Source organism: Tenacibaculum caenipelagi (assembly GCF_004363005.1).
In the GTDB taxonomy this organism is placed as follows: Bacteria; Bacteroidota; Bacteroidia; order Flavobacteriales; family Flavobacteriaceae; genus Polaribacter; species Polaribacter caenipelagi.
Genome location: NZ_SNYH01000003.1, coordinates 91,546 through 108,779 on the forward strand (window position 1 = coordinate 91,546; position 17,234 = coordinate 108,779).

Genomic DNA, 17,234 nt, shown 5'->3' on the forward strand with positions numbered 1-17,234 from the left:
TTTTTGTTTTAATAATTTCTATATTGTTTTGTTTCTTCAAAAACGTGTTCTAAAATTTGTTTCTCTCTTTCATTAAACTCAATGCCTCGTCTTTTCATTACCACTTCTGCAACTTCAAACACTTTATTCGTTTTATACTCAGTAAATCCTGAAGCTCCTCCCCAACTAAATGATGGAACAAAATTTCTTGGAAAGCCACTACCGAAAATATTAGCAGAAACACCAACAACTGTACCTGTATTAAACATTGTATTAATGCCACATTTAGAATGGTCCCCCATCATTAAACCACAAAACTGTAATCCTGTTTTAGCAAAACGTCCTGTTTCATAGTTCCACAATCTAACTTCAGCATAGTTATTCTTAAGGTTCGAATTGTTACTATCGGCTCCTATATTACACCACTCTCCTAATACCGAATTACCTAAAAATCCATCATGACCTTTGTTAGAGTACCCAAACAGAACAGAATTATTAACCTCTCCTCCTACTTTACAGTACGGTCCTAAAGTAGTAGCTCCGTATATTTTTGCTCCTAATTTTAAGACTGAATGTTCACACATTGCTAGTGCCCCTCTAACTACAACACCTTCCATAATCTCAGCATGCTTACCTATATAAATTGGTCCTGTAGAAGCATTTAACGTAGCAAATGTTAATTTAGCTCCTTTTTCTACAAAAATATCATCTCTATTAATACAATTAACAGTTACTGGAATTGGTTGTGATTTTCTACCTTCTGTAATTAAATCAAAATCAGCACGAATAGCCTTATCATTTAATGAGAAAATATCCCATGTATTTTTAATCTGTGTAATATCATCTTCAAATTCGATATGCTCATAAGAGGAGAAATCAACTTCATCTTGAGTATCAATTGTATAAAAAGCAATTACATCTTCTTCTTTAAAAATAGCTTGATTAGGTTGTAAGTTCTTTACCATTTCAACCAAAGGCTTTGTTGGTAAAAAAGACGCATTTAATAATACGTTTTCTTCCATTTCAACCATTGGGTATTTTTCTTCTAAATATTCTTCGGTTACAGTTGTAGTAGTTATCCCTAGATGTTTTTCCCATTTTTCTCTAATGGTTAAAATACCCACTCTTATATCAGCAACTGGTCTTGTATATGTAAATGGTAGTAAGGCAGTACGCACATCACCATCAAATAAAATATAATTCATTTTAATTGTTTTTTTGAAGCAACACAAACTTACCACTTTCAATTCATTTTACAAGTCAAAATATAAAGCTTACTTTTGTTATTATACATTCTTCAAATTTTTACTATGAAAAAAATCTTAGCTTTAATTTTAGTCGGTATAGTTTTACTCGCTGCCTTATACTATGCTTTTATTTACTTTGTTCCGTATAGTGAAGGTGTTCGCTCTGGAGAATTGATAAAAATTAGTTATAAAGGTGTACTAGTAAAAACTTGGGAAGGAGAAATTAGCCAAGGTATTTCTGGTGCTCAAATTTTTGCTTTTTCTGTAGAAGGTAACCAAAAAGAAGTAATCGATAAACTTCAAAAATATCAAGGTCGTTATGTAAAAGTTACCTATAAAGAACGCTTTGGAACATTTTTTTGGCTAGGTGATACTAAATATTTTATAACAGATGTTCAAGAAGAACAATCTCCTCATTTTAGAGGAATAACTAATGATAATGAACAATAATAATTACAGAAATATAGAAGATACATGCATTACTATTTCAGAGCTAATGCTTCCTTCACATGCTAATTTTAGTGGTAAAATTCACGGTGGTTACATTTTGAACTTAATGGATCAAATTGCTTTTGCTTGTGCTTCAAAACACTCAACAAACTATTGTGTTACGGCTTCAGTTGATACTGTTAATTTTATAAACCCTATTGAAGTAGGCGAATTGGTTACCATGAAAGCCTCAATAAATTATGTAGGAAAAACATCAATGGTGGTTGGTATACGTGTTGAAGCTCAAAATATTCAAACAGGAAACACCAAACATTGCAATTCTTCCTATTTTACAATGGTTGCAAAAGACGAAAATGGTAATAACTCAAAAGTACCGGGCATAATTATTCGTAATGATAATGAAATGCGTCGATTTTTAGAAGCTATTCACAGAATTGAAATGAAAAAGAATAGACAAGAACAATTTGACAGTGATAACTTCACTTCTCAAGACTACCTAAAAAGTTTAGAAAATCATAATGTAAGAATTGAATTATAAAACATGCCAGAAATTATAGATTTAAGTCAGGAAATCTTCCATGGAATGCCTGTGTATAAAAGTCTCCCTCAAGTTAAAATGTCAGTTCATAACACCCATGAAGAATGGGATGACATAGAAAATCCAACAACTCAAACACCTGCAGTTTATAAATTAGAAATGGGAGAGCATACAGGAACACATGTAGATGCTTTAAACCATATGGCTGCTAAACACAAAGGAAAATCAATAGATACAATGCCTCTTTCTATGTTTTATACGGAAGGTATTTGTTTAGATTTTTCTCATAAAAACTTACAAGAATTAATTACTTCTGAAGAAGTTAAAGAGCAATTACAAAAAGAAAAATTGAGTATAAAAAAAGGAGATACTGTTCTTTTTTGTACCAATCATTATACTAAACACTTTAACACAGAAAACTGGGGAAAAGGTCCTGGTATTACTGCTGAATGTGCTACTTGGTTGGGTGAACAAAAAATTGCTGCTTTTGGTGTAGAAACGATGTCTCCTGGTATTCCTAAAATTTCAAATAAAGAAGTACATCATATTTGTGGTAATATGGGTTTTACTCATTATGAAAATATGATAAATTTAGATAAATTGATAGGCAAAGGAAGATTTCGATTCATTGCTCTACCATTAAAAATAAGAGGAGGAACAGGTTCTCCTGTTAGGGCTGTTGCTATTTTTGAGTAGTCCAATTTCACTCTTATCCCCTATAATTAAAACCTTATTCTTTTTCTACCAGAACATGCATAAAACCAATAATCTTTTTATGCATGTTCTGGTACTTACTTTTTTAATATCAATTATTACCATGCTCTTTTAAGGAAAACATATATACATTCCATAATATATTTCCTGCTAAAAAAAAGGGAAAACCCCCACTATAAATTAGATCTTTTACATCCTGACAAAACCTTTCTCTAAAGCTAATTTTACACATTCAAAATCAACATATTAACCAAAACTAATGTAATGAAAAAATTAGCTATTTTATTTATTAGCGTGTTTATGAGTAGTAACTTGTTTTCTCAACAAGTAGATATCAAATACAATGTTAATAATCATTCCTTAACTGGAAAGTTAAACAAAACCCCAATTTCTTTAGTTATAAAAGAACTTTCAAAACAAAACTTTCTTTTATTTATAGTTGTGGACAATCAAAATTTTAACGTCACAGGCCAATTATCTAATACTCCTGTTGACGATGCCCTTTCAAAAATCATTCCTCCCAACATTCGATACTTCTACAAAGTAGATTCTGAAGAAGGTGAGAAAAATATGATTTCGAAATCTACAGAAAATAACAGAATCAATTTAACTGCTTCTAGCTCTAAATTGATGTTATCAAAACAAACAAATGATAAAAATGAAAATGCAGACAAAAACAAACCCCAATTAGGAGTTACCTCAAAATTAATCAATGTTAAAAGTCTAAACACTTTCAAAAACATTAATATTAAAAGGGTAAAAGATCCTTTTCAACCTAAAAACATAAGGTTTGCAGGAACTTCAGCTATGGCTAGTACTGCTAAAATTAAAGCTGCATCGGCTAGAAGTATCAGAAAAGTTGACAACTTATCACCAGAGCTTAATCTACAAAGAAATAAAACTGCAAAAAAACATCTGGTCGTAACGTATAAAATAACTAAAAATGGAATAGCTCCTGTTTCCAAAACTGAAGAAGATGGTGCTTATGTTTTATCTACTGAAGAATCTGGTGATTGGGCTATTATTGGTTTAGAAGGAGATAATGCTGTGTTAGCAGAAACTTTCGAAAACCCACTTAGTTATAGAACAATTTTTGACCCTAAGAAAAGTGACCATAAAGAATTTACAGCTGAAGAAGCTTATGTTTCTGTAAAAATGCCAATAAAATATAAGTCAAAAGTAGCTTCAGAGAAATTAGATCTTAAATTAGTTAAGTTCAAAGATGTTTCAAAAGCTGAGAACATCTTACAAAAAGTAAAAAGAAAACAACTACGAAAAAACGATTTGAATACTTCTTTTCAAATCTTAAAGACGGCTTCAAGAGTCGACTTTTCTAAACTAAAAAAAATTACTAACCAATAACGAAAAAAATGAAAAATCTAAATAAAGCATTAATTTTATTAATGTCCCTTATAACTATTGCTGCTTTTTCACAAACTAAAACTACATTATTATACAATGGAAGTTCAGCTTCAAAATTTGATATTGTATTTATGGGAGATGGTTTTACTTCATCTAACCAAAGTGAATTTAACAATTTAGTATCCGATTATTTTAAAGCTATGTTTACTCATGACAATGGTAACTTAGACAATGTTCTATCTGAACTACAAGATGCTTTTAATATATATAGAGTCAATTTAAACTCTACTCAATCTGGTGTAACGCAGTATACTTGTAGCAATGATGACTGTAGTAGTAATACAGCTAGTAGTAAAAATACTGCTTTAAATTTTAAGTACTCAGGATGTTGGAATTGCTGTTGGATGCAAAAATCTAGTAATACTGATAACAAAATCAATAATGCGTTAAGTACTGTTGGTTTATCAGGCGCTGATTTTGTGGTAGTTATCTTAAATGAACCTGGTTTTGGAGGATGTTCTTACGGAAAAGTTTTGTCTATTACTAAATCTATGAGTAACAATGTATTACTACACGAACTAGGGCATTCAGTTGGAAGATTAGCAGATGAATATTCAAAACCTGGTTGTTTTAGCGGAACCAATCCTTCTGCTGTAAATGTTGATAAAAACGATAATCCTAGCAAATGGAATAAGTTTGCTAAAAGTACTATTACAACTGGAGCTCCTACTGAATATAATGTCGATGGATTTGAAGGTGGACGTTATAATACAAGCTGTATCTACCGTCCTTCTAGTAACAGTACAATGAGAGGAAATACAAGCCTATTTAATCCGCCAAGTTATAATGAATTCTGGAAAAGAAACAAATCAAAAAGTAACTATAACTTTAACAAACCAATTATAGGTAATTTTCAAGGAAACAGCTATAACGATGTGGTACTTCATTACGGTAATTATATTACAGCTTACCCTACTGAACACCCTAAAGGTTTTACAGGTAGTGGAGCTGGTATTACACGCCCTGCTAATTCCTATGTTACCACCAAAAGAGTTAAAGGTCCTGGAGGTACTTGGTACGTATCGTCAAAAGACAAATTCTACGTAGGAGATTTCACAGGTGATGGTTATGATGACCTACTTGTATTTTATCCTAACAATCAATATTCTAGATTAGGAATTTTAAAATCTACCCCTACTGGTTTTGAATGTATTAAAAAGATATACTACAACTTACCCGGATGGCAAATGCGCAATGGAGATCAATTTTTTATTGCTGATTTTAATGGAGACGGAAAAGATGATTTCTACATTTTTAATGCTGTAAACTGGAATCAAGGGTATATGGGAATGTTTAAATCAACTGGTAGTAATTTTTCTTATGTAAAAAGATATGACAAATATTTACCTGGACATTTCATGAGTTCTACGGACAAATATTTTGTAGCAGATTATACTGGAGACAATAAAGAAGAGCTAATCTTATTCAATACCAATTCAAAAGTTACTAGAATGTTTAAATCTTCAGGTATTTCACTTTCTAAAACGAAAGAGTATTTTGCTAGCTTACCTGGTTGGACAAGTAAAGCTGGAGATAAATATCATATTGCCGATATAAATGGTGATGGAAAAGATGATGTTTATATTTTTAATGGCACAAACTGGGGACCAGAATACTTACTATTACTTAGATCTGATGGAAACGAATACAAGTATATAAAAAGATATGACGATGCTTTACCAGGTTGGAATATGAATAACCATGATAAATTTTACGTAGCCGATATAAATGGTGACGGAAAAGATGATTTATATGTTTTCAATAATCAAGACTGGTCTACACAATACCTAGGTCGCGTAATAACCAATGGTAGTACTGTAAGTGTAAATTACCAAAGTGATTGGATTGGTGGTTGGAATTTGGGTAGCGCAGATAAGTTAATCGTAGACAATCGTAAAACGGGAAGAGATAACTTATTTATACATAATACAAATTGGTTTGCATATATGTGGTCAGGTACTTCTAACATGTACATAAAAGGAATGTATAAAGATTATATTCATGCTTTTAAGTACCATGATTACGGATGGTATTAATTCACAACTTCATAAAAAAGAATAACATAGCTATTAATAGCTATGTTATTCTTAATTTTAAAGATATTTAAAATACAAAAGCCACTATTATGAAATATTATGCTTTACTACCTTTAATTTTTCTATTCTCTGCTCTTAACTGTAAAAATTATACTTCAAAAGATTCTCAAAACTACCGTCATAAATCAGAAGATGTTTCTATAAATCAAGGGTTTTATTTTACAGTCAATTTTGAGTTTACCCAAGACAACTATCAATTAATATCAAAACACCAAAATGATGGAAACTTGTCTTTTGATATTCAAATTCCTACCGATATGTTCTTAGTAGCTTATAAGAAGGACAAACTGTTTTTTTATAGTGAACTTACCGATCCGTTGACTATGAGAACAGTTGGTGAACGTGAAATGGAAGAAACAATGGAAAAAGGTTCTTTAAATATTAATCTACCTAAAGAGTTTGCGAATAAGGATAGCACAAAGAATCTTGATATCTATATTTATAAAGTAAATGAGTATATGGAAAACTTTGAGTCTTCTGTAGTTTTGAAAGAAAAGTTAGAAGAATTAGAACAACAACAGGTTATTCGAAAAAGATATACCATTAACGCCAGCCAATTAGCTCACTTCTTAAATCAATAAAAAAAATCCGAAGTAATTACTTCGGATTTTTTTTATCTATATATAATTAAGCTCTTATTTGCTCAAATACATTTTACGTCTTGCATATAGTTCATAAAACTGATCATCTCTTAAACTTTCAATAAATAAGATACTTTCTCCTGTTGACTTCATTTCAGGTCCTAGCTTCTTATTTACATTTGGGAATTTATTAAAAGAGAATACTGGCTGCTTAATTGCAAATCCTTCTAATTGTGGATTAAAATCAAAATCAGTTACTTTTTTCTCTCCTAACATCACCTTAGTCGCATAGTTTACATAAGGTTCTTTATATGCTTTTGCAATAAATGGAACGGTACGAGATGCACGTGGATTCGCTTCAATGATAAATACTTTATCATCCTTAATAGCAAACTGAATGTTAATTAATCCAACTGTATCAAGTGCTAAAGCAATAGTTTTGGTATATTCTCTAATTTGCTCTAGTACTAATTCTCCTAAATTAAATGCTGGTAATGTTGCATTTGAATCTCCAGAATGAATTCCACAAGGTTCAATATGCTCCATAATACCTATGATATACACATTTTCTCCGTCACAAATAGCATCAGCCTCTGCTTCAATTGCCCCTTCTAAATAATGATCTAATAATAATTTGTTATTAGGAATCTTACGTAATAAATCTACTACATGTTCTAGTAACTCCTCTTTATTGATTACAATCTTCATTCCTTGTCCTCCTAATACGTAAGATGGACGTACTAAGATTGGGAAATCTAACTCATCGGCTAAAGCTAGAGCTTCATCTGCATTTTCTGCAACACCAAACTCAGGATAAGGAATATTATTTTCTTTTAATAAAGTTGAGAAACTTCCTCTATCTTCAGCTAAATCTAAAGCTTTATAGCTAGTTCCTAAGATAGGAATTCCATAACGCTCTAATTTTTCTGCTAATTTTAAGGCTGTTTGCCCTCCTAACTGAACAATAACTCCTTCTGGTTTCTCATGTTTAATGATATCGTAAATATGTTCCCAGAAAACTGGTTCGAAGTATAACTTATCCGCTGTATCAAAATCGGTAGAAACTGTTTCAGGGTTACAGTTAATCATAATGGTTTCGTAACCACACTCTTTTGCTGCATATACTCCGTGAACACAACAGTAATCAAACTCAATTCCTTGTCCAATTCGGTTAGGTCCAGACCCTAATACGATTACTTTCTTCTTATCTGTAACTACACTTTCGTTTGATACAGAAACCTCTCCTTCAGCTGTTTCTATTTCACTCTCAAATGTTGAATAATAATAAGGAGTTTGCGCTTTAAACTCAGCAGCACATGTGTCTACTAACTTATAAACACGTTTTATATTTAACTCTTCACGTTTCTTATATACTTGACTTTCTAAACAACCTAGCATATGTGCAATTTGACGATCACCATATCCTTTTTGTTTAGCCTCTAATAACAATTCTCTATCAAGTGTATCAATAGTATATTTAGAAATTTCTTTTTCTAATTCGTATAACTCTTCATACTGACGTAAATACCACATATCAATCTTAGTGATTTCGTGAATTTTACTCAATGGCATTCCTATTTGAATAGCATCATAAATAGCAAAAACACGATCCCAAGAAGCATACTTTAGCTTCTCTTTAATTTGATTGTAGTCTCTATAGCTTTTACCGTCAGCTCCAATTCCGTTACGTTTAATCTCTAACGATTGTGTCGCTTTATGTAAAGCTTCTTGGAACGAACGTCCAATTCCCATCACTTCTCCAACCGCCTTCATCTGTAATCCTAAAGTTCTATCAGAACCTTCAAACTTATCAAAATTCCAACGAGGAATTTTTACGATTACATAATCTAACGTTGGTTCAAATAATGCAGAAGTAGACTTGGTAATTTGGTTATCTAACTCATCTAAAGTGTATCCTGTTGCTAATTTAGCAGCAATTTTTGCAATAGGATACCCAGTTGCTTTCGATGCTAATGCCGATGAACGAGATACACGCGGATTGATTTCAATAGCGATAATATCTTCTTTTTCATCTGGAGAAACTGCAAACTGTACGTTACAACCTCCTGCAAATTCACCAATAGAACGCATCATTTTAATAGCCATGTCACGCATCTTCTGGAACGTTTTGTCTGAAAGCGTCATCGCTGGAGCTACTGTGATAGAATCTCCTGTGTGGATTCCCATTGGATCCATATTTTCAATAGAACAGATAATTACAACGTTATCGTTATCATCACGTAATAACTCTAACTCATATTCTTTCCATCCCATCATTGCTTTATCGATCATTACCTCATGGATTGGAGAAATTTCTAACCCTCTTGATAATAATTCTTCAAACTCCTCCTCATTATAAACGATAGAAGCTCCTGCTCCTCCTAAGGTAAACGAAGCTCTAATACATAAAGGAAATCCAAATTCTTGAGCTATTTCTTTACCTTTTAAAAACGAAGTTGCTGTAGCTTGAGGTGCCATTGGCACTCCTATTTTTTCCATTAATAAACGGAACTTATCTCTATCTTCCGTAATATTAATAGCATCAATATCTACTCCTATAATTTCTACACCAAAATCTTTCCAAATCCCTTTTTCATCAGCTTCTATACAAAGGTTTAATGCAGTTTGCCCTCCCATAGTAGGCAAAACAGCATCAATTTGTGGATGCTCTTTTAAAATTTGAACAATTGATTTTGTGTTCAAAGGCAACAAGTATACATGATCAGCCATTGAAGGGTCTGTCATAATTGTTGCAGGGTTTGAATTAATTAAGATGGTTTCAATTCCGTCTTCTCTCAAAGATCTTAACGCTTGAGATCCTGAATAATCAAATTCACATGCTTGACCAATAACAATTGGTCCAGATCCAATAATTAAAATCGATTTAAGGTCTTGTCTTTTAGGCATTTTAATTCGTGTTGTGTTGTATGTAAAAATAAAAATTGTTTAGTTATAAAAAAAGGCGATACTAAATAGTAACGCCTTTAAAATATTAACAATAGTTAATCATTATCTTTTTGGTCTTGATTCAGATGAAACAGACAATTTCTTTCTTCCCTTTGCTCTTCTTCTAGCTAATACTTTACGTCCATTAGCAGAAGCCATTCTTTCGCGGAAACCGTGTTTGTTTCTTCTTTTTCTCTTCGATGGTTGGTACGTTCTTTTACTCATTACAGTATATCTTAAATATCGTCTTTAAAAAATGTTTTGCTTTTGTGAAATTCCGTCTGCTAAAAGCGTGGGCAAATATACAACAGTTTTTCAGTCTGACAAACCCTAATTTTATTTTTTTTAAAAAAAAGGTCGTTTGGCAAAAATACATAAATTTTCAGTATGTTTTTTCTCTTTTTTATTTGCTGTAATTGTCAGACTTCTTACTTTTGCGCAAACCTAACAACACCATGAATAACACAAAATACGTTTTTGTAACCGGAGGCGTAACTTCATCACTAGGAAAAGGTATTATTGCCGCTTCTTTAGCTAAATTATTACAAGAAAGAGGATACTCAGTAACCATTCAAAAGCTAGACCCATATATTAATATTGATCCAGGAACATTGAATCCATATGAACATGGAGAATGCTATGTTACCGATGATGGTGCCGAAACCGATTTAGATTTAGGACATTACGAGCGTTTCTTAAACATCCCTACTTCACAAGCTAATAATGTTACTACAGGTAGAATTTATCAATCTGTAATAAATAAAGAGCGTAAAGGTGAGTTTTTAGGAAAAACTGTTCAGGTAATTCCTCATATTACTGATGAAATTAAAAATAGAGTCCAAATTTTAGGAAATACTGGCGATTTTGACATCGTTATTACTGAAATTGGAGGTACAGTAGGTGATATTGAATCATTGCCTTATATTGAAGCTGTTCGTCAATTACAATGGGATTTAGGAGAAGATAACGCTGTTGTTATTCACCTTACATTAGTGCCATATTTAGCCGCAGCAGGTGAGTTAAAAACAAAACCTACACAACACTCTGTAAAAATGTTAATGCAAAGTGGTGTGAGTCCTGATGTTTTAGTGTGTCGTTCAGAGCATGAAATTTCTGATGATATCAAGCGTAAATTAGCATTATTTTGTAATGTTAAGAAGCAAAACGTAATTCAGTCATTAGATGCTGAAACTATTTATGATGTTCCTAATTTAATGTTTAAAGAAGGATTAGACTATGTAGTTTTAGACAAGTTACGTTTGTCTACTCGTAAACAGCCTAAATTAACTGCTTGGAATCGCTTTTTAGAACGTCATAAGAACCCTACTTCTACTATTGAAATTGGCTTAGTAGGAAAATATGTAGAATTACATGATTCGTACAAATCTATAACTGAAGCTTTTATTCACGCAGGTGCCGCTAACAAAACGAAAGTAAATGTTCGTTGGATTCACTCTGAAGAATTAACTCCAGAAAATGCTATAAAACAACTAGAAGGTGTCGATGGAGTTTTAGTAGCACCAGGATTTGGAGACAGAGGAATTGAAGGAAAAATAGCCGCAGTACAATATGTACGTGAAAATAACATCCCATTTTTAGGAATTTGTTTAGGTATGCAAATGGCTGTAATTGAGTTTTCTCGTAATGTGCTAAACTTAAAAGACGCTAACTCTACTGAAATGAATTCTAAAGTAACTCACCCAGTAATAAACTTAATGGAAGAACAAAAAGGAGTTACTGATAAAGGAGGTACTATGCGTTTAGGAGCTTGGGATTGTCAGTTAGCACAAGATTCAAAAGTTTTTGAAGCTTATAAAAAAGAATTGATTAGTGAGCGTCATCGTCATAGATACGAGTACAATAACGAATACAAAGAACAATTAGAAGCTGCTGGTATGAAAACTGCTGGTATAAACCCTAAAACTGGTTTAGTAGAGATTGTTGAAATCCCTACTCACCCATGGTTTGTTGGTGTGCAATATCATCCAGAATATAAAAGTACAGTATTAAACCCACACCCTTTATTTGTGAGTTTTATTAAAGCAGCTTTAAAACAATCAAAAAAATAAAATTAGAAAATCCTGTAACTAAAATTACAGGATTTTTTCTTCTATACTACAATTTGGAATACAGTTTGAGCTACTATAAGCTTCAAAATTAATCACAGTAAAACCCATAAAAATCTGTATGGTTTTACTACATTTGTCGGGTTTTTCTATAATCTGAAAAACATTTAATGACAAGTTGACATTATAATATATATCGATGGAACAAAAAAAAATTGATTTCAATTCCTTTATAGGAATGCTTTTATTAGGGGGAATAATGCTTTGGTGGATGAACACTCAAAAACCAGAAGAAACTCCTGAAACTACTACACAAACTGAACAAACAACAGATACTACTGCTCAAGTTCAAAACACATTAACAGAGAATACTGTTATAAATGACTCGCTACAACAAATCGCTTTACAAAATAAGTTTGGGGCTTTTGCTTATGGAGCATCTACAAGTAAAGAAGGAAATATTTCTATCGAAAATAATCTTGTAAAGCTAACTATTGATAACAAAGGTGGACAAATTATTGAAGCTTTAGTTAAAAATTATAAAACATATGATTCATTGCCTTTATACTTAGTTAAAGATAAAAATGCATCATTCAATATAAACTTTGGTACTACTGATAACCGAATTTTAAACACTAAAGATTTACTATTTAGTCCTACTTTAACTAAAAATGGAGATACGCAAGTACTTTCTATGAAATTAAAGGTTGCTGAAGATAAATTCTTAGAATACCGTTATGAAATGAAAGAAGGTGATTACCGCGTAGGTTTTACTGTTCGCTCTCAAGGATTAAGTAGTGTTATTAATAGCTCTCAAGAAATTAATTTAGATTGGAGTTTAAAAGGTTTTAGACATGAAAAAAGTTTAAAAACCGAAAACATGTACTCTTATTACTACTATAAAGCAGATGATGAAGTAGATTACTTACAGATGAATGATGATGAAGTTGCTAATGATATTGATTGGGTAGCATACAAACAACACTTCTTTTCATCTATATTAACTTCTAAAACTCCTTTTAATAATGCAACTCTAAAATCTGTTGATTTTGCAGGCGAAGAAAAGGATAGTGTTTATACAAAAACCTTTGGTTTAAAAACACCGTTAGCCTTGACTAATGGAGAATTAAACTATGATATGCAATGGTTTTATGGACCTACAAATTATAATTTATTAAAGTCTTACGAAGGAACAAGTCTTGACCAAATTGCTGATCTAGGTTGGGGAATTTTCGGTTTCTTAAACCGTACCGTTTTCTACCCTGTATTTAATATGTTAAAAGGATTCATTGGTAACTACGGATTAATCATCATTTTAATGACGATTGTTGTACGTATAATCATGTCTCCTGTATTATACAAGTCGTATTTATCAAGTGCAAAAATGAAAGTGATTCGTCCAGAAATGGAAGAAATCAACAAGAAATATCCTGGTAAGGAAAACGCGATGAAGCGTCAACAAGAAATTATGGCTGTACAACGAAAAGCCGGAGTTAGTATGATGTCAGGTTGTATTCCTGCCTTAATGCAAATGCCTGTATTCTTTGCCTTATTCAAGTTTTTCCCTACGAATATAGACTTCCGTCAAAAAAGTTTCTTGTGGGCTAATGATTTATCATCGTATGATACTATTTTTAAACTTCCTTTTAAAGTTCCATTTTATGGAGACCATGTAAGTTTATTCCCAATTTTAGCATCAATCGCTATTTTCTTCTACATGAAAATGAATCAAAGTCAACAAGCTAACATGCAAGCTCCTACTCAAGAAGGGATGCCAGACATGAGTAAAATGATGAAATGGATGATATACTTCTCTCCTATCATGATGTTATTCTTCTTTAACAACTACGCTAGTGGATTAAGTTTATACTATTTCATTTCTAACTTGTTAACAATTGCAATTATGTTTGTTATTAAAAACTATGTAATTGATGAAGCTAAGATTCACGCTAAGATTGAAGAAAACAAAAAGAAACCTGTTAAAAAGAGTAAGTTCCGTGAACGTTTAGATGCTGCCATGAAACAAGCTCAAGAACAACAAGCGGCACAGCAACGTGCTAAGAAAAAATAACTGAGTTAAAAAGTCTTTTAACTACACAATAAAAAAGGGTGCTATATAGCACCCTTTTTTATTTAACATTCCTTTAACTAAACCCCATTAAACCTTTAAGGAAATTTGCTGTCTAAAAGCTTTTATAAATCAACATTAATGAAAAAATTAACACTACTTTTTCTACTTATAGGTTTTACTGCTATGGCGCAACGCCCAGTAAAAAACAAAATGCCCAAAATCATATTAACAGGTAAAGTTTTAGAAACAAATTCTAAACAACCTTTAGAATATGCTACTTTAGTACTAACAAACACTAATACACAGCAAATTGTTGGAGGAGTAACCGATGCTAGTGGTGGATTTTCTATAGATGCTTCATCAGGTACTTACACTATAAAAGTTGAATTTATAGGCTTTAAAACAAAAAACTTAGGCAATTATAATTTAACTAAAAATAAAAATTTAGGAACTATTTTTCTTTCAGAAGACACAGAAACTTTAGAAGAGGTTGAAGTTATTGCTGAAAAGTCTACCGTAGAAATTCGATTAGACAAAAAAATATACAATGTTGGTAAAGACATGACTATTAAAGGAGGAAGTGCCTCAGATGTTTTAGACAATGTACCATCTGTTAATGTTGATGCAGAAGGAGCTGTAAGTTTACGTGGTAATGAAAATGTTCGTATTTTAATTGATGGAAAACCTTCTGCTTTAGTTGGGTTAAGTGGTACAGATGCCTTACGTAACCTACCTGCAGATGCAATTGAAAAAGTAGAAGTTATTACCTCTCCATCTGCTCGTTATGATGCAGAAGGTACTGCCGGAATCTTAAATATTATTCTTAGAAAAGGAAAAATTAGAGGATTTAATGGTTCTGTAAACTTATCAGTAGGTAACCCTGATTTATACCAAGCAAGTAGTAATTTAAACTATCGTACAAAAAAGATTAACCTTTTTTCTAATTTAGGATATTCATATAGAAAAGGACCTGGAAATGCGTTCAGTGACTTTACATACTTAACCGATGGAGTTATTGATAGTTTAAGTATTGAGAAAAGAAAATATGATAGAGAAAACAAAAACTTTAATGGTTCTATTGGGTTAGAATACTATTTAAATAAAAAAAGTTCTATAACTGGTACGTTTTTCTATAGAAATAATGATGGGAACGATATAGTAACAAACAATACTAATGTTTTCAATCCAGATAATACTCCTAAACGTAATGTTAACAGAGTAGAAAATGAAATAGAAGATGGTATAGACACCCAATACTCAATCAATTATACCAATAACATTGATGATAAAGGACAAAAACTGACCATTGATTTGCAGTATGGAGAAAGTGACGACAATGATAACTCTACTATTACCAATAATGGTGTACTTACTGAAATAAACAGTCAAATAACCAAATCTAAAAACAGATTATTACAAATAGACTATGTACTTCCTTTAGGAGAAAAAAGTCAGTTAGAATTAGGTCATAAAGCTGATTTACAAGATTTAACATCAGATTTCAAAGTAAGAGATGCAGATGGGAACCCTAAGGAGTATGATCCTTCTAATGCTATTGATTTTAAACAATATATTTATGCTTACTATGCTCAATACGGAAGCAAAATAGATAAGTTTTCATACCTTTTAGGGCTACGTGCTGAATATACCGATGTAGACCTTTTGGTATTAACAGATAATACTTTTTCTGATAAAAACTACACTCAATGGTTTCCTACCGTAAACTTAGGCTACGAGTTTAGTGAAACAGACAACCTAACTTTGGGCTACGCCCGTAGGTTACGTAGACCACGCCACTGGTTTTTAAACCCCTTTGAAACAAGAAGTTCTGACACTTATGTATTTAAAGGAAATCCTGACTTAAATCCAACGTATACTAGTTCTTTTGATTTAGGTTATACTACTAGAATTAGTAAAGTAACATTAAACTCATCATTATACTACCAATATTCCACAGATTTAATACGACCAGTATCAAGAATTGAAACAAGAGAAAAAGGAAATGTTTTTGTTCGTCAGTTTTTAAACTTAAATAATGAAAGCCGTTATGGATTTGAGTTAACAACCAATTATAATCCTGCTAAATGGGCTCGCTTATCAGCAACCTTCAATTATTTTAAGTTTAAAACAGATGCTTTCGATTATACCTATTCATACACTAATCCTGATGATGGAAGTATTGTTACCGAAACCGAGTTTTTACCTGAAGTGAATAGTAATAGCTGGTTTGCTCGTTTTAATTCAAGAATTACCTTACCAGCAAAAATTGATTGGCAAACACGTATTATGTACAGAGGACCACAAGATGATGCACAAGGAAGCAGAGAAGGTATTTTTGTTACCAACTTAGCTTTTAGTAAAGATTTGTTTAAAGACAAAGCTTCCTTAGTTTTAAATGTTAGCGATTTATTTAACGAACGTAAAAGAAAAAGCTATACTAATACTTCTAAAGTAGTTTCTTACCAAGAATTCCAATGGAGAGAGCGTCAAATCACATTGAGCTTTACGTATCGTTTCAATCAAAAGAAAAAACGTGAACGTCCTGATCGAAATGGTGATTTTAATGGAGGTGAAGGTTTCAATCCATAGTCAAAATATACTTATTTATAAAAGAGGAGGTTTTAAAACCTCTTCTTTTATTTTAACATCATTTTATCAAATTACAGCTAAACCTTTTGGATTTTATAATGTCATAAGGCAAACTAAATAATCATTTATGAAAAATTTCATCTTAACTAGTTTGCTTTTCCTTTTGCTAACTGGAAAGTCTTTTACTCAACAACAAAATACCGACAAAATAATTGATCAACTGTTAGAAAAAGTGCAAGAAAAACTTAAGCTAGACAATCTACAAATAGCCATTATTAAAGAGATTATCTTAAAATTCAATCAAGAAAAAAATAACTTAAGAAACAAAGACATCCCTATTGACGAAAAGAGAATTCAATTTCAAGAAATCAACATAAGGCAAGAAAAAGAACTTAGTAAATTTTTAACTGAGGAGCAGGTAACTGCATTCAAACAAATTATGAAGGAGCATAAAAGTGGCTTCCGAAAAAATGCATCATCTAGTAAAAATCGAAATGGTTTAAGAAAAGGAAGACGTAGATAAATTTACTCTAAA

13 protein-coding genes are annotated in these 17,234 nt (G+C 31.8%); 10 read left to right on the forward strand and 3 right to left on the reverse strand.

Features of this window, described 5'->3' with window-relative positions; all coding sequences use genetic code 11:
• Positions 1–8 precede the first annotated feature (8 nt).
• Positions 9–1,184, reverse strand: coding sequence for a GlmU family protein (locus DFQ07_RS06820; protein ID WP_133535543.1), 1,176 nt, complete (start codon positions 1,182–1,184; stop codon positions 9–11).
• Positions 1,185–1,289: 105 nt separating this feature from the next.
• Here DFQ07_RS06820 and DFQ07_RS06825 point away from each other — a divergent pair, with 105 nt between their 5' ends.
• The 6 genes from DFQ07_RS06825 to DFQ07_RS06850 all read left to right on the forward strand — a co-directional run bounded on the left by DFQ07_RS06825 (position 1,290) and on the right by DFQ07_RS06850 (position 7,027).
• A complete protein-coding gene (locus tag DFQ07_RS06825; RefSeq protein WP_133535544.1) occupies positions 1,290–1,676 on the forward strand; it encodes a 6-phosphogluconate dehydrogenase in 387 nt (128 codons plus the stop codon).
• Entirely contained in the window at positions 1,666–2,214 is a 549-nt protein-coding gene (locus tag DFQ07_RS06830) for an acyl-CoA thioesterase (protein ID WP_133535545.1), read from the forward strand. The genes DFQ07_RS06825 and DFQ07_RS06830 overlap by 11 nt, the downstream gene beginning before the upstream one ends.
• Before the next feature lie 3 nt (positions 2,215–2,217).
• Positions 2,218–2,910 carry a cyclase family protein gene (locus tag DFQ07_RS06835; RefSeq protein WP_133535546.1) on the forward strand — a complete coding sequence of 231 codons (693 nt, stop codon included), beginning with the start codon at positions 2,218–2,220 and terminating at the stop codon, positions 2,908–2,910.
• A 282-nt stretch (positions 2,911–3,192) separates the two neighbouring features.
• Entirely contained in the window at positions 3,193–4,290 is a 1,098-nt protein-coding gene (locus DFQ07_RS06840) for a hypothetical protein (protein WP_133535547.1), read from the forward strand.
• Between the two features lie 8 nt (positions 4,291–4,298).
• The gene (locus tag DFQ07_RS06845; RefSeq protein ID WP_133535548.1) at positions 4,299–6,386 is read left to right on the forward strand and encodes a M64 family metallopeptidase; all 2,088 of its coding nucleotides are present in this window, start codon (positions 4,299–4,301) and stop codon (positions 6,384–6,386) included.
• Between the two features lie 89 nt (positions 6,387–6,475).
• Positions 6,476–7,027: a hypothetical protein gene (locus DFQ07_RS06850; protein ID WP_133535549.1), complete on the forward strand. Its 552-nt coding sequence runs from the start codon at positions 6,476–6,478 to the stop codon at positions 7,025–7,027.
• 54 nt (positions 7,028–7,081) lie between these two features.
• Here DFQ07_RS06850 and carB read toward each other — a convergent pair whose 3' ends face one another.
• Together carB and rpmH are read right to left on the reverse strand one after the other, a co-directional pair.
• Positions 7,082–9,934: a carbamoyl-phosphate synthase large subunit gene (gene carB / locus DFQ07_RS06855; protein ID WP_133535550.1), complete on the reverse strand. Its 2,853-nt coding sequence runs from the start codon at positions 9,932–9,934 to the stop codon at positions 7,082–7,084.
• A 102-nt stretch (positions 9,935–10,036) separates the two neighbouring features.
• Positions 10,037–10,198, reverse strand: coding sequence for a 50S ribosomal protein L34 (gene rpmH / locus DFQ07_RS06860; RefSeq protein WP_133535551.1), 162 nt, complete (start codon positions 10,196–10,198; stop codon positions 10,037–10,039).
• Positions 10,199–10,428: 230 nt separating this feature from the next.
• Between rpmH and DFQ07_RS06865 the strand changes: the two genes are divergently transcribed.
• From DFQ07_RS06865 to DFQ07_RS06880, 4 genes are all read left to right on the forward strand, one after another.
• Positions 10,429–12,042 (forward strand): CTP synthase, encoded by a 1,614-nt coding sequence (locus DFQ07_RS06865; RefSeq protein ID WP_133535552.1) that lies wholly within the window; start codon positions 10,429–10,431, stop codon positions 12,040–12,042.
• Between the two features lie 196 nt (positions 12,043–12,238).
• Positions 12,239–14,110, forward strand: coding sequence for a membrane protein insertase YidC (gene yidC, locus DFQ07_RS06870; RefSeq protein ID WP_133535553.1), 1,872 nt, complete (start codon positions 12,239–12,241; stop codon positions 14,108–14,110).
• A 138-nt stretch (positions 14,111–14,248) separates the two neighbouring features.
• Complete coding sequence (locus DFQ07_RS06875) at positions 14,249–16,699, forward strand: TonB-dependent receptor domain-containing protein (protein WP_243743946.1); 2,451 nt, start codon at positions 14,249–14,251, stop codon at positions 16,697–16,699.
• Between the two features lie 127 nt (positions 16,700–16,826).
• Positions 16,827–17,222 carry a hypothetical protein gene (locus DFQ07_RS06880; protein ID WP_133535554.1) on the forward strand — a complete coding sequence of 132 codons (396 nt, stop codon included), beginning with the start codon at positions 16,827–16,829 and terminating at the stop codon, positions 17,220–17,222.
• Positions 17,223–17,234: the final 12 nt, after the last annotated feature.